Annotated in this window: 15 protein-coding genes; 4 read left to right on the plus strand and 11 right to left on the minus strand. The window is 36.8% G+C overall.

Annotated elements, in window-relative coordinates; all coding sequences use genetic code 11:
• Positions 1 to 7: 7 nt before the first annotated feature.
• Positions 8 to 412: a GNAT family N-acetyltransferase gene (locus ACP8HH_RS16520; protein ID WP_438313175.1), complete on the minus strand. Its 405-nt coding sequence runs from the start codon at positions 410 to 412 to the stop codon at positions 8 to 10.
• Between the two features lie 340 nt (positions 413 to 752).
• On the opposite strand from ACP8HH_RS16520, the gene ACP8HH_RS16525 reads away from it, so the two are divergent.
• Positions 753 to 1,136 (plus strand): VOC family protein, encoded by a 384-nt coding sequence (locus ACP8HH_RS16525; RefSeq protein ID WP_438313177.1) that lies wholly within the window; start codon positions 753 to 755, stop codon positions 1,134 to 1,136.
• 61 nt (positions 1,137 to 1,197) lie between these two features.
• Here ACP8HH_RS16525 and ACP8HH_RS16530 read toward each other — a convergent pair whose 3' ends face one another.
• The 5 genes from ACP8HH_RS16530 to ACP8HH_RS16550 all read right to left on the minus strand — a co-directional run bounded on the left by ACP8HH_RS16530 (position 1,198) and on the right by ACP8HH_RS16550 (position 6,904).
• Complete coding sequence (locus tag ACP8HH_RS16530; RefSeq protein WP_438313179.1) at positions 1,198 to 3,681, minus strand: FtsX-like permease family protein; 2,484 nt, start codon at positions 3,679 to 3,681, stop codon at positions 1,198 to 1,200.
• Positions 3,678 to 4,439 (minus strand): ABC transporter ATP-binding protein, encoded by a 762-nt coding sequence (locus tag ACP8HH_RS16535; protein WP_438313180.1) that lies wholly within the window; start codon positions 4,437 to 4,439, stop codon positions 3,678 to 3,680. Before ACP8HH_RS16535 ends, ACP8HH_RS16530 begins: the two co-directional genes overlap by 4 nt.
• Before the next feature lie 78 nt (positions 4,440 to 4,517).
• A complete protein-coding gene (locus tag ACP8HH_RS16540) occupies positions 4,518 to 5,225 on the minus strand; it encodes a sulfite exporter TauE/SafE family protein (RefSeq protein WP_438313182.1) in 708 nt (235 codons plus the stop codon).
• Between the two features lie 376 nt (positions 5,226 to 5,601).
• Positions 5,602 to 6,081, minus strand: a complete 480-nt coding sequence (locus ACP8HH_RS16545) for a reverse transcriptase domain-containing protein (RefSeq protein ID WP_438313184.1) — start codon at positions 6,079 to 6,081, stop codon at positions 5,602 to 5,604.
• Between the two features lie 235 nt (positions 6,082 to 6,316).
• Complete coding sequence (locus ACP8HH_RS16550; protein WP_438313186.1) at positions 6,317 to 6,904, minus strand: TetR-like C-terminal domain-containing protein; 588 nt, start codon at positions 6,902 to 6,904, stop codon at positions 6,317 to 6,319.
• Positions 6,905 to 7,035: 131 nt separating this feature from the next.
• Between ACP8HH_RS16550 and ACP8HH_RS16555 the strand changes: the two genes are divergently transcribed.
• Complete coding sequence (locus ACP8HH_RS16555; protein ID WP_438313188.1) at positions 7,036 to 7,422, plus strand: MFS transporter permease; 387 nt, start codon at positions 7,036 to 7,038, stop codon at positions 7,420 to 7,422.
• Positions 7,423 to 7,843: 421 nt separating this feature from the next.
• Here the strand turns inward: ACP8HH_RS16555 and ACP8HH_RS16560 are convergent, their stop codons facing one another.
• On the minus strand, positions 7,844 to 8,143 hold the full coding sequence (locus ACP8HH_RS16560) for a DUF3784 domain-containing protein (RefSeq protein ID WP_438313190.1): 300 nt from the start codon (positions 8,141 to 8,143) through the stop codon (positions 7,844 to 7,846).
• A gap of 544 nt (positions 8,144 to 8,687) precedes the next feature.
• Between ACP8HH_RS16560 and ACP8HH_RS16565 the strand changes: the two genes are divergently transcribed.
• Complete coding sequence (locus tag ACP8HH_RS16565) at positions 8,688 to 9,986, plus strand: hemolysin family protein (protein ID WP_438313192.1); 1,299 nt, start codon at positions 8,688 to 8,690, stop codon at positions 9,984 to 9,986.
• A 115-nt stretch (positions 9,987 to 10,101) separates the two neighbouring features.
• On the opposite strand, the gene ACP8HH_RS16570 is transcribed toward ACP8HH_RS16565, so the two are convergent.
• Positions 10,102 to 10,356 carry a hypothetical protein gene (locus ACP8HH_RS16570; protein ID WP_438313194.1) on the minus strand — a complete coding sequence of 85 codons (255 nt, stop codon included), beginning with the start codon at positions 10,354 to 10,356 and terminating at the stop codon, positions 10,102 to 10,104.
• Positions 10,357 to 10,566: 210 nt separating this feature from the next.
• Here ACP8HH_RS16570 and ACP8HH_RS16575 point away from each other — a divergent pair, with 210 nt between their 5' ends.
• On the plus strand, positions 10,567 to 11,586 hold the full coding sequence (locus ACP8HH_RS16575) for an AI-2E family transporter (RefSeq protein ID WP_438313195.1): 1,020 nt from the start codon (positions 10,567 to 10,569) through the stop codon (positions 11,584 to 11,586).
• Between the two features lie 603 nt (positions 11,587 to 12,189).
• Here ACP8HH_RS16575 and ACP8HH_RS16580 read toward each other — a convergent pair.
• From ACP8HH_RS16580 to ACP8HH_RS16590, 3 genes are read right to left on the minus strand one after another with little or no spacing between them, the layout of a single operon-like run.
• Complete coding sequence (locus ACP8HH_RS16580) at positions 12,190 to 12,582, minus strand: hypothetical protein (RefSeq protein WP_438313197.1); 393 nt, start codon at positions 12,580 to 12,582, stop codon at positions 12,190 to 12,192.
• A gap of 4 nt (positions 12,583 to 12,586) precedes the next feature.
• Positions 12,587 to 13,972 carry a sensor histidine kinase gene (locus ACP8HH_RS16585; RefSeq protein ID WP_438313199.1) on the minus strand — a complete coding sequence of 462 codons (1,386 nt, stop codon included), beginning with the start codon at positions 13,970 to 13,972 and terminating at the stop codon, positions 12,587 to 12,589.
• Positions 13,969 to 14,640 (minus strand): response regulator transcription factor, encoded by a 672-nt coding sequence (locus ACP8HH_RS16590; RefSeq protein WP_438313200.1) that lies wholly within the window; start codon positions 14,638 to 14,640, stop codon positions 13,969 to 13,971. Before ACP8HH_RS16590 ends, ACP8HH_RS16585 begins: the two co-directional genes overlap by 4 nt.
• Positions 14,641 to 14,673: the final 33 nt, after the last annotated feature.

The raw sequence follows: 14,673 nt of genomic DNA on the forward strand, positions 1-14,673 counted from the left end.
AAATGTTTCAGTTGCCCGCCTGCATTTCGTAATTTCTAATGATCATCCCACGCGATTTAGCCATTCCAAACTGTTCATAATAAGGTTGCAAGTCAACGTCGCACATTAAATCAATCATATAAATATTCTGTAGTTCTTTTAACATTCTTTCTACTAATTCCTTACCAATTCCGGCATTTTTATATTCTGGCAAAACCTCGAGTAAAGGAATGTATGCAGACAAAACGCCATCACTGATCGCCGTGATAAACCCAACGACTTGGCTCGTTTTTTCATCCATTGCTAGAATTACTGTATTGCTGTTCTTCAATAATTTTAAATGTGTTTCTGAATTTGGCGGATTTGGCCAATCTACAAAAAAACCTTGCAACATATCCGATGTAATTCCGTCGGTTGAATTTGTATATAGCATATTATCGGCTCCTAATTAATATTTAATGAGTAGGAAAACGATAAATTTCAAAAGTAAAGTAACAATACAATTCCTCCAAGCGCAGTTTGACCTTAATACTCCTTTCGACGCTTCCTTTACAATCCCTTTATTTAAAAACTTTCTTATGGACCGAAGCATTCCTACTTATCTCTTATGTATTCCCCAATTTCTTCAAACATGATGGAATAAACATAACTCATCGTTTTGTAATCCTCTGTAACCAGAAGTAAGGAACATCTATTATCCCCCTCCATTTTTTGATTAATAAGACTATATGCTATAATAAACTGAATTCAAATTGTAGCAAGGGGGTCTAGTTTTGCAATCAGCAAATATAAACAGTGTAGGTCAAATTGGCATACCAGTAATAGACATCGACAGGGCCATTTCATTTTACAGAGATACACTTGAATTGCCGCTTCTCTTCAACACGGATACAATGGCGTTCTTTGACTGCGACGGTGTCCGACTTATGCTTAGCTTGCCTGAAAAAGAACAATTTTCAACCGCAAGTTCCGTACTTTATTTCAATGTAAACGACATTAATGATAGCTATCAAAAGTTGAAGAAAAGTGGCGTTGCATTTATCGATAAACCACATGCCATATCGAAAATGGGCTCAACTGAAACGTGGATGGTGTTTTTCAACGACACCGAAGGAAATACGCATGCACTGATGAGCGAAATAAATGTAGAAGAATAAAACAAAACCTCACTCATTTGCTGGGTGAGGTTTTGTTTTGTGAACTTTCAATGCCGAGACATTATTTATTATCATGCAGTACTTCAACACTAATATTTTGATTGCCAATTTTTCGTCCAATCGGGATAAACAACACGATGCTCATCACAAGCATTGACAACGCCACGGACAATATAATCACCATATCAACAGCGTAGCCCCCTGGATCTATAAGCGAAATTACGAATGATAAAAGCAATCCGCAAACGACCCCAAACAACAGGCCAATCATTACATACAAAACAATTTGTGTGATGATTATTTTCACGACCCCTTGAGGTCTAACCCCAACCGTTCGTAAAACCGCAAACTCTTTTCTTTTCGAATAAATATTATTAACAAGCGTATTAAAAATACCCGCCATAACCGAAAGAACAAGCGCGATTAAGACGGCGATGAAAATAGACCAACGCTGCAAAAACATAGCCGATGCTTCTTCTAAAGACTTGGAATGCGTACTGATTTGCAACTCTGGATATTGACTTTTAAAGCTTTCAAGCGCTAAGACGGCTCCCTGTTCATCTCCTGCCCGAACAAAAAGCCTATCAAATGCAGTAAATTCACCTTTCATTGCGGATACTTGCCAATCAAAAAGGACATCCGAATTGATAATCGTATCGGTAATCGCACCGACAATCATCGTCGTCACATATTCAATTCCTTGCTTCTCGTTTGAATACATCCCGATGTCGAGAGCGTCTCCCACATTTAACTTTTGACTCTTAGCAAACTCCGGCGAAAGGATCACTGCTTCAGCTCGTGACCCAGAGACCTCAGGCAACAACCCCATATTCTTGAAACCTTCCAGATCACCAAATACATAACTAAATGAAATTCGCCTCTCGTCTACTAGAAGTTCTGCGCCGCCAAAATTGCTCACTGCGCTCACTTGCACATCCGGAAGCCCTGTCCTAACCTCTTCACTCAATTTAACGGCATCAATGTCCGTCTCATAAATTCGGCTCTTCATTATAATGGACGTTGGAAATTGGCTGTCGATATACTGAACATTACTTTGCTGAATCGTGGTCATTAAAACGGAACCAAACACCGTAATAATCATTAAAATACTAATCGAGAGAATGACAAAGGTGTTTTTTCTAACTTGTGGAATAAAGTTCTGTACCGCAATATACGCTTCTTTCCCGAATAATTTTCTCGTCGCAGGTAACAACGACCTTAACAACGGGGCGATGTAGATCGGGAACAGCGTAAATAGGGATGCAAGAAGTAGAACAGCGCCAAACAGTATAGATAATGCCCTGATCCCCCCGTCTTTAGCAAGAAGCATACCGAATAGAATGACAAATGTCGCCGAACCCATCAAAAGTTTACCGATTTTTCGACGGACGCCTTGATGCCCAAAATCTATTTTTTCATTATCTTGCATCATCATGAGCGGCAACATTTTGGATGACTTATAAACTGGGACGTATAGAAAGAGTTGAATAATCACCGCACTTATTAGGACGACGCCCCCTGCCACACCTAGGTTAAATGGGGCTGTGCTTACCTCTAAAGAAAAGAATCTTTCTAAGGCCGATTGGACAACTTTATTTCCCACGATGGCAATTAAAAGTCCTAAAATGATCCCCGTGCTGTTAATGATAATACTTTGAATAAACACAATCCTTGAAATCTGTTTTGTTTTCGCACCCATAGCACGCATAATCGCAAATTGATTTCTATTTTTGTACATGAATAAATCGAAGTTTGAAATGACCATTAATGACGTAACGATCAAAATAAGTACTGACATAACAATGATAAATGTATTAAGTGAACTCATGTTGCTGGTCGCAAATTCATTTTGTGCCATTATATCAATCCGCAATTCCTCATTAAACTTCTTCAAATCAACCGCCATCGACACTACATCTATATCTTTCTTCGCCTTAATCATAAGTGCGGTCGTTTCAAACTTACTAAAACGCTCCTCAAGGTTTTTAAAGGAGTGTGCTGTATCTAACGCGAAAATGAGTATGTCCGTAGCAATTCCAGTTCCTTTTGCATTCTCAATAATCTCAATCAAAGAAAACATGCTATCTTCAATTTCAACATTGTCACCGACAGATAAGTTCAGTGAATCCGCAAGCTCCGCTGTCATGATGACGGAATCCTTTTCTAGTGTTTCCGTCGTCTTATACCTACTTTGCGCAAGCCTGTTGTTTTCGATTCCAACCGTATATACCTCACCACCGAGTGGATGGACATGCGCTTGCGTCACCAAAACTTCCGTTATCAATTCCGTTCCTGGATGATCCGCAACAAAGTTATAAAGTGCAGTTTTATTTTGTATAATGTTCGTATCATCATAAACAACCGCTAAATCCAATTCTCCGTACAATGCTTTCATTTCATCTTGAAGCGCTTGTTTTGCATTCGCTGAAAAAACCGACATCGTAATGACTAGTGATACGGCGATTGCAATGCTCATCATCGAAGTGAAAACGATGAATTTATTCGTTCGAAATAAACGCAGTGCCAGACTGCTTAACGACTTCAAACTGGTTGTCCTTCTAGGATCTTCTGGAATATATGCATAATGCGATCGATGTCATCAGTACCTGTACATTTATATTCATCAACAATTTCACCATCGTGAAAAAACAACACACGATCTGCATACGTTGCAACTTTTGGATCATGCGTGACAACCAGCATACTTTGGTTAAACTTCTCTTTCATATCCGTCAACACACGTAAAATTTCCTTTGCCGTATTCGTGTCGAGGTTTCCAGTTAGTTCATCTGCAAGAACAATTGGAGGTTCTGTAATAAGCGCCCGACCGATTGCAACACGTTGTTGTTGCCCACCGGAAAGTTGAACGGGACGATGATGCTTCCAATTCCCAAGCCCCATTAACTCCATCATTTCCCCTGTCTTCCGATCGATCTCATCCTTCGATTCTTCTTTCAATAAAAGAGGAAGCCCAATATTCTCTTCAACCGTCAAATCTTTCAGCAAATTATACGACTGAAAAATGAAGCCGATATTATCACGCCTGTAGTCTGTCGCCAATGGTTCTTTAAACATACTTTTCGAATACTGGCCATTCACACTGACTTTACCCGAATTTGGTTCATCCAAAGCACCGAGCACATTGAGCAACGTACTCTTCCCCGAACCACTCGTCCCCATAACCGCAATGAGCTCGCCTTTTTTCAATGAAAAGGAAACATTTTTAAGTGCATGAACCGGTTCTCCCGCACTTTCATACGTTTTCGACAGATTCTCTACGGACAATATAATTTGTTCATTCATACAAACTCCCCCAAGCTTTTGACATCCTCTACTCTCATAGTAACATTATTTGGTATTGTCAAACAAAAAGAGAAGGAGTTACTGAACCAATAAATAAATCCCTGTAAACAATAAAATACAATATGTGAAAATACGAAAATACTTTTGACTAATATGATGAAACAAGATCTGACCTACATACAACCCGATAAACACAAGTGGCAATGCAGCCAAACTTGAAGTCCATACAACTTTATTTGTTCCAGCGAAGAACATTTGAATGACTAGACTGATGGAATAAATAAAAAGATAAAACGCAAGCGTCGTTGCGCGCAATGTTTCTTTTGTCGTTTCGGTTCCGGAAAAGTAAAGTAAAAGTGGCGGGCCAGGCATGCCGATTCCTGTAGTAAGCGCACCAGATAATCCGCCGACAGCAAAGTCACGACGCTCTGTCCTTTTAAGCCGGAAATTCAAAATGAGTAGTAGTGTGAGAATAAGAATGACGATGCTAATGCCAAACTTCAATTTTCCCGTATCCGCCAACAAGAAAACAAGAATCCCAATTGGCAAGCCGGGCAAGCTTCCAATTATAAATCGTTTCACTATGCCAGCATCTACGTCTTTACGTATTTTGAGAATAAGAGCAGTGGAAATGACGAGCGACAAAATCAGGTTGATTTGAATTGCTTCTCTTGGTTCAAAAATCATAAGTAAAAAGGGTGTTGCCATAATCGAAAAACCGAATCCAGTACTTGTTTGTAAAATCGATGCAAAGAGGATAATCGCTATAAATGTAAAAACTGTCAATCTAGTACCACCCCATTCAATTCTTTAATCTATATGACAAACAAGACCACAGATCCAACTTTCTGAAATAATGACTTGCTTGAGATACATCGCCCAGTTGAATCGTGGTTAGTTCCTTATATAAACACTGCTTCTTTTATTCCATTTCACCCATCCACATTTCATAGTAAGTCGCCAGTTTTCCTTCCAAGGCGGCTTATGCGAAGCTTTGCATAAGCTGCCCTGTGGTGTTCCTACATCTGTTTTGTAGTACTTTCCATCTTCCATATATCCACCCTTTAGGAATCTACCGATAATTCTAAGTAGATTTCGGTCGGCTATTTTGTGTTCTAGGAATTTCATCATCCATTCGTGACTGACATTATCGAAGAATCCCTTAATTATCGACGTCTACGATAAAATTCGTATGTCGCTTCTCAATATAAACGTTGAGTATTTTAAGGGCATCATGGCAGTTTCGGTTTGGGCGAAATCCAAAAGAACAATCTAAGAAGATTGGTTCATAGATGGCATTTAGTATCTTTGCTATCCCTTTTTGAACAATCTTATCTTCGTGGTCTGGAATCCCTAGGGGCCTTTTCATCTTTGATCCTGCTTTTGCGATATATGTTCTTCTCACTGGAATCGGCTTGTAGCTATTCATTTTCATTTTCTCTACAAGCCTTGCGATGTTATCATCCAAGTTTTCACCATATGCTTCTTTGGTAATTCGTTTGATGCCGGTCGCTTTTCCAGCTGGCAGTTCATGGTGACATCGTTTGAGATTTTCCTCGTTAAGTAAGTGTATAAGTGATGTGAACTTCATATCGGGTTGCTCTTTAGCTAGTTCTGCTATCCTTATCAGTTTCGTTTCCATTTAAGGTCTACCTCCGTGTGTAGTAAATGTTTCTGTTTTAAGGTCGATAAAAGGTGGTTCTCTTCGCTCCGGAAATCAACAGTTTTAGCATAATCCTGTTGAAAAGGACTTTTTCAGTGGCCTCTAATGAACAGAGTGCTTTTCTAATTCAATGCGTTTAGTAAAACGTGATTGAATCGCGCAAGTGAGTAACATCTTTTACAAGAGTTACATCAGTCTTTTATAGGCAATTGCATCACATATTCCTTATAAAAAGAATGATTTGAATATACATATCAGCCATTTCATCTGGAGATTCAGCTAAGGAATTATCTAGCCATTGCTCAATTAATCCTAAAAAAGCAGAGGTTGCAAACGCTGACAAATAATCTTTTCGTATGCTTAAATCTTTAAAAAACGTACTATTTTGCATCATTTTTTCTCCAAAGTGATGAAGAAAAAACTGCTTGAGACGCCTATGAAAACCTAATTGGTTATTTTCACCTGATAACACCTGGAAGCGTTCTGCATTTGTTTTAATATAGCGAAACACTTCAACAGCAAGCGCTGAAATTCGACCATTTTCTGCTTCCAAAAGCAAAACGTCTGGTTTTAGACGGTTCAATTGCAATTCAAGTCCTTTAAGCAAGTTGTCCTCTATTTGGTATAGAAGATCAAATTTGTCCTCGTAATGCAAGTAAAAAGTCCCTCTGTTAATCTCAGACATCGTGGTTATATCTCTCACAGATACTTTCATAAATGGCTTTTCCTTTAGTAACTGCAGAAAACTCTTCTGGATATTCTCCTTCGTTCTTCCATTCATTTCATCGTATATTGAAGCCATGCCATCGCCTCCGTACTATTGAACATAATCACATCTTTTGTTTATTGCTTTCATTCTACCAACAAAATAAAATAAAGACATACCATTCAACAGCTTGTTTAGTGGTAATCAAAAAACGGAAGGTGATTTTATTGAAAAAAACTACTATTATCATGAATATTTCCTTATTAGGCGCTGTTGGAATAATTGGCAAAGCGTTCATACTGAATGAAAGTGCTAAGCTATTTTTACTAATCTTCTTTTTTGTTGGTATGGGATTAGGACTACTACGATTATTTGTAAACGGTTCGATTAAAAAGATGAAGGGAAAAGGCTGGCCGACTAAAGTGGCATTCTTCGGCGTTTTACTCGGATTAGGGTTGCCATTCCAATCTTGGTTCAGAAATAATGTATTACTAAGCATCGATTCATCTTATTTAGTGAGCTGTATCGTCATAATGATCGTAGGTCTTATATTTATGACCACTTGCTCCAGCTATATTACGAATAAAATCAAAGCAAATAGTGTAACGAATTAAAATGGAAAGTGATGTACCCGTGCGTGTCTATTTTACTGACCGCAAATTTGCACCGAATACAAACAAGGATCTCAGCTATTAAGCGGGGGCCCTTGTTTGTATTCGGTGTGGTCGACCATTAAGTCATTCTATAACTCGTCAAGCGAAATGACCGTCACCTTTGAACCCTAGCTTAGAATAATTCTTCCTAAAACTGCGAGATCACTCAAGGCGGGGCTGTTAGATTAAAGCGAAGATGAACTTGCACGCGTTTTTCCTTTATTTTTTGCATTAAACCCTAATAAATTTTTCAGAGGTAACTAATTATTATGCCGTTTGTTAACTTCAAACGTAATGAACTCGGGCAAATAGCTGGGAGTACATCCTTTTTAAAGAAACGCACCAGTTACTTTAATTATTTACTCCTAGAAACTGTTAAATTCTACTTCCTGGATTTAACATACAAATAAGTAACTACTGAACCTACAACAACAATAAAACCGTAAATTATACCAGTTATCGAACCTACAAATTCCAAACCAAACGGGAGTAAAATTGTTAAAATTCCAATTACAATGAGCAAAATTCCAATTCCGCGAGCTAACTTCTCCTTATCTCCACTAAATGTTTTTTCATTATATCCGGATATAAGCGATAATTCTTCTTTTTTCCAAATTAAATAACCAAAGATGATACAAAAAGTGCTTGCAAATAAGCTACCAACCACTGCACCTAAGAACATTCACTCACCTCCCTATTAAGATACTATACGTTTTTAAGAGAATAAAGTTTCATTATTACTATTAGTATATAAGCACCACGTTAGTTGAACAGGAAACTCGATTAGCTCCATCCAACAATGAACCGATCCTCCCCCTTTTTTTGCAAATCGAACAGATTGTATTATGTTCGATTCAAATTTTTTTAAGTACACTTTAATATATCTACTGCAACAGCTTCAAAACCTGAAAATCCACAGATAAACCGTATATGATTTTTGGCACGTCAATTAAGAATTTTGTACATTTAATGAACACCTTTTTAAAATATGAAAAATCGTTTATTCAATATTTGTTTATTGTTTCAAAAAAATGTTAAACTAAAACCATCGCGTGATAGTTTGGAGGCGAGCTGATTGGGAAAACTCTTCGATTAAGGAGAGCATTACTCATGAGACTCTGCCTGTAATTCAAGCTTTATTACAATTACTTGTATAATTGAACATGCGAAAGTAGCAAACATTCATATCAGGAGGTGGAGGCCTTGCTTAATGTAAGGTTGACATAGTGGAAATATTAAATTTAGTATTAGTCGCAGTATTGATTGCTTTAACAGCTTTCTTTGTAGCAACAGAATTTGCATTAGTAAAAGTGAGAGGCTCAAGAATTGATCAACTCGTTGTAGAAGGACGAAAAGGTGCGATATCTGCAAAGCATGTCACCACTCATTTGGACGAGTATCTCTCTGCCTGCCAATTAGGAATTACAATTACCGCTTTAGGACTTGGTTGGCTCGGTGAACCGACAGTCGAGACAATGCTGCATCCACTGTTCGAAAAATTCAATGTAGATCCATCTGTTTCCCAGATTTCTTCTTTTGTCATTGCCTTTGTCTTTATAACTTTCCTACATGTTGTAGTAGGGGAACTTGCTCCGAAGACAATCGCAATCCAAAAAGCAGAGGAATTGACATTGCTTTTGTCTAAACCAATAATGTGGTTCTATAAGTTAATGTTTCCCTTTATCTTTGTGTTGAATGGGTCAGCTCGTTTGCTTATAGGTCTATTCGGCTTTAAATCAGCATCGGAACACGAAGTTGCTCATACTGAAGAAGAGTTACGGCTCATTTTGTCAGACAGTTTTAAAAGCGGAGAAATTAACCAGTCCGAACTGAACTATGTTAACAAAATGTTCGAATTTGACAACCGAGTTGCAAAAGAGATTATGGTGCCACGGACTGAAATGGTAACGTTATCCTCGGATGCTTCTTTCGATGAAGTAGCATATACAATCCAAGAGGAAAGATATACACGTTATCCCATTTATGAGGGTGATATCGATAATATCATAGGTTTTATCAACAATAAGGATTTGCTATACTTTACTCTCGGAGATCGTTCGTCCTTAGAGTCATTCTCCATTAAAGACTTGTTGCATCCGATACCAGTGGTAATCGAAACATTGCCCATTGATCAGGTTCTAAAAAGAATGCAAAAAGAACGGTCCCAATTATCGCTTGTAATCGATGAATATGGCGGTACGGCTGGATTGGTAACAATCGAAGACATCCTTGAAGAAATTGTCGGGGATATACACGATGAATTTGATGCAGATGAGATTGCAGAAATCACAAGAATTTCAGAAGACCATTATATTGTCAGCGGTAAAGTATTAATAGATGAAATCAATCATCTACTTGGAACATCTTTGAAAAAGAATACTGCGGATATGATTGGCGGATGGTACTTGTCGCATAATTACGATCTCAAAGAAGGAGAAGGAATTGAGCAAGATGGCTTCCTTTTTATAATCAAAGAGCTAGACGGGCATCAAATACGCTATATAGAAATTCGAACAAAAGAATAGCATATCAGGCCACTGAAAAACTTACGGTTTTTAATGACCTTCCAATTAAAAAGACGACTTCAAATTTGGAGTCGTCTTTTTGATTAGATCTTTGGTGTTTTCTATTGTATTAGATTCAGATTGTAAACTGACTTTCATATAGTTCATGATAAAAGCCTTTCATTTCCAACAGTTCTTCGTGTGTGCCGGATTCAATTAGCTCCCCATGATGGATGAACAAAATTCGATCTGCACTTTCAATTGTTTTTAAAAACTCTGAAATAAGATATTTTCTTATACCTACTCTCCTATTTGATGCGGCGGCATGAAACACCTGCGGGAAAGCGAGACAGACGAGCCCTAAACTTTTGTAGAGGATACAAATCACCATAACTATACTTTTTTCAGTGTCCTTCTAATATACAGGACTTATTTTTCTGTCTAATCATTTTACGGATTGTTCGTTTTTCACTTAATAGAGCGGAATATACGAAGAAAGTAACTGGATAATGGAGTTCACGCTTGTAATCTCTATCGTACAAGTTGATACTAAATTGAGAGACATTTTACAGTAAACTAGTTAATAAGGGGTTTTGTAAATATGGATACGATATCAGCATTTTTTCTAAAAAAAGGAGTAAAACGCATCATCATATTTGGTTTGATTGTTTTAATTCTATTTAGCGTGAAAAGTATGATTAATATCATCTTGCTTACATTTATTTTCACGTTTTTAATGGATCGACTAGTAGAGTTTACAGTCAGGCATGTACAATTAAACCGCAAGGTGCTTGTGGTGTTACTTTATACTTTAATTGTCGGGTTATTGACATACGGTCTTGTGAAATACTTACCTTTAATCACGATGGAAATTAGCCAACTGATCAGACGGATTACGAACTTTTATTCACAGCCACATGATAATGTTCTGATTAACTATGTAGAAACAATTATTACTAGCAATCAAATTTCTGCCTATTTAGAAAACGGTTTTTCTTTTCTGTTGAAATCTTTCACAGATATTAGCAAAACAAGTATCCAAGTACTGCTTGCCTTGATTTTAAGTTTATTTTTCTTACTGGAAAAACCTCGATTGAAGGAATTCACAAGTAAATTTAAGAACAGCAAGATTGCCCCTTTTTATTATGAAATTCAATTTTTCGGCCAAAAGTTTACACGCACGTTTGGAAAAGTGATTGAAGCACAATTTATCATTGCAATCGTCAATACCATTTTGTCAGTGATTCTCTTGATGATCCTTGGGTTCCCACAAATCATTGGACTCGCAATCATGATTTTCTTTTTAGGACTCATTCCTGTTGCTGGAGTCATCATTTCACTTGTCCCCCTGACTCTAATTGCATTTACAATCGGCGGATTTCTAAAGGTCGTCTATGTAATTATAGCGATTATGATTATTCATGCGATTGAAGCATATATCTTAAATCCAAAATTAATGTCTTCAAAAACGGATTTACCCGTTTTCTATACGTTCGTTGTGCTCATTTTTTCGCAAAACTTCTTTGGTGTTTGGGGACTGATTATTGGTATTCCAGTGTTTGTTTTCCTCCTAGATGTACTTGAAGTGACAGATAAAGAATCACCAAACTCTATAGAGTGAACGGCGTGAACTGTACCAGCTTCTAATATAATTCTGGATTCAACGAGAACCGCTGGTACCGCTCAATCCTTTAAATTTTCTCTTTCCGGCTTTCAAAATCAACAGGATCCTCCCGTTATACCATTTCATATCCAACCATGATAGCCATGAGTAACTGAAGTCATAAACACCAAAGTGACATTCAAAAACACATGCTTTTCTATACCGAAAAAAGCGTCAACCCCAAGAATTGGAGTTGATGCTTTTTTTCGAAAGGATGACTTACATCATGCCGCCCATAGAGTCCGGGCTATTACAGTTATATACCTACTAGTACAAATTGCTCTACATCAACGTTCTGGATTGATTCATTCAATTTAATTATACTGATTTTTATAAGTTTCGGCATCAATCAGGGCATCAGAAACAGATAGCTGAAAATTTCCAGATTCCACTGTCTGTTTTCTTGACTCTAAGACGTATCTTCGGAAATTCTTCATCATATAAAAGATGGGCTACAATCGTATTCCACGACATATTTAAATATGTCCTAGTTGCTTTGAATTCATGAAAAATTATAAGATGAATATTGGATATTTGTTTTACAAACACCCGTCAACGAAATTAGTTCGTATCCTCCGTAAAGAAAGTAACCACTACAAATAATGCAAATGACAATAATAATAAAGTTCCTCCTACAATGAAGGATATCAACACAAATGCTTCATTTAAGTTAAATGGGTTTAAATTATACATCCACATACCAAACGTTAGACCAAATGCACCAAGCATTGCTGTAATAGCTTGTATTGACACAAGTTTTTTATATTTTACAGTATAGACTTTATAAAATATTCCCCATGCAAATACGGATAACCATCCAACTAATAATATATGTGCATGTATCGGACGCAATGAATAATCCATATTCCCACTCATTTTCGACCCTAAAAATGTACCGATTACCCCAAAAATAGCTGCAAAACGAATTAATCGAATTGACCATTTCTTTTCCATGATTTTAGCTCCTTCTAATTGGTAATTTAATTTCAAATGTACTTCCTTTTCCGATTGTACTTGTTACATTTACTTGTCCACCATGTAATTCTACAACTTTCTTGACAATTGATAGTCCTAGCCCCGTTCCGTCTTTCTTTCTTGCAGTATCTACTCGATAAAAGCGGACAAATATTTGAGTTAGTTGTTCATTATTAATCCCTATTCCTGAATCTTTAAAAATAATTTGAATTTCGTCATGTACTTGTCGACAAGTAATCGAAATAATAATTCCAAATTCAGAATACTTAATCGCATTACTTAATAAATTATCCCACACACTCATGAGTAATTCTGCATCGCCTTGAATAGATACAGGTTCTAATTTATAGGATAGTTCTAATTCACGTTCATTGATCAACCATTGTGACTTCCTAATAATCTCTTTTAACTGTTCATCTAATCGGACACTATTCCTCTGTAAGGAATAAGAAGCCTGATCTAATGAGGTTAAGATGAGTAATTGTTTTGTTAAGTTCGATAATCTCTTAGATTCTCGCTGAATAATCGCTGCATACTGTAATCTTTCTTCTTTCCTTAGTTCATCATTTTGCAGTAGATCAGAGTAACCTTGAATATTCATTAGTGGCGACTGAAAATCATGAGAAACGTCATTGATAAATGCCTTACGTAATTCATCATTATGAGCAAGCTGTAGCTGCATCAAATTAAAGTTTTCCGCCAATTGGCCTATCTCATCATTTCGAGAAATATTTAATCGATAATTAAAATTTTCATTTTTTACCGCCTTTGTTGCTTCTGTTAATGATGAAATGGGTCGAATTAATTTTCGAGTCATTACAACCACACCTAGTAAGCTAATTATAGCGATTGCAACGACAAAGCTCATTAAAACAACATGTATATCCGAGAAAATTGATTTGTTATCAGGCCTTAAAAATAATGCGTATTGGTTTTTATTGGTAATAACACGTACCCCAACTGAATTTTCCAAGCTATTGGAAAAATGCCCCATCATAAATAACGAACTCGGTGCGTATTTCATCCCATGGTATACTTCACCATCAATAATCGTTTGAACTGTTTCATGAGGTATCTTAAAGTTTTCAAATTCTTCACCAAAAGGGTATTTTTCTCCGGCACTAGAAATTAAATATAGTTGATAGCCTGAATTACCGATTAATGATAAATATGCATGCATCGAATCCTTAGAATCATGCATATTTTCAATTCCATTCGCAACCTCTTGAGCAAACTTTACATTTTGTGAGTTAATATTATCCTTTGAGATTGAAAAGTAAATAATATTTGCAAGGGCAAATCCGACGATGATACTACAGAACAAAATTAATAACGTGGCGCTAATAAATTGTCGATAAAGTGTTTTCATTTCAACATCTCTAATTTATAACCAATTCCACGAACGGTTAGAATTTCAACATCCGCCTCATAACGTATTAATCGCTCCCTCAATCGATTAATATGTGTATTCAACGTAGCGTCATTGCCCTCAGTATCAATTCCCCATGTCTGCTCAATCAGAAAAATTCGTTGTACGATTTTTCCACTTCGTGATGCGAGTAAAGTGAGTAGCTCAAATTCCTTCAAAGGCAACAAAACGGTTTCATTTCTTATAATTATTTCGTAGTTTTTTCGATCAATTTTCACATTTCCGATTTCTATGAAGTTTTCTAATGATCGTTCATAACGTCGTAAAACAACTGCAACCCTAAATAATAATTCGCTAGGTTCAAATGGTTTTACTATGTAATCTTCCGATCCAGCAATAAATCCTTTTTCTTTATCGACTAATTGGCCTTTAGCAGTCAATAAAATTACAGGTATCTCATAATCTTTCGTCAGAATTTCTGTTAATTCAAAACCATTCATTCCTGGCATCATAACGTCTACAATCGCCAAATCCACTTTGTAAGTTTCTAATAACGTTAGCGCTGCTTCCGCATCGTCAGCAATATGCACTTTATACCCTGCACGTTCCAAATGTATAGATACTAGTTGTAATGTATCTAAATCATCATCTACTAATAAAATCTGCATCGTAACGCCTCCGCTTTTTAGTGAATTTAGTTT

The sequence above is a fragment of the Sporosarcina sp. FA9 genome (genome assembly GCF_051550205.1).
Lineage (GTDB): Bacteria > Bacillota > Bacilli > Bacillales_A > Planococcaceae > Sporosarcina.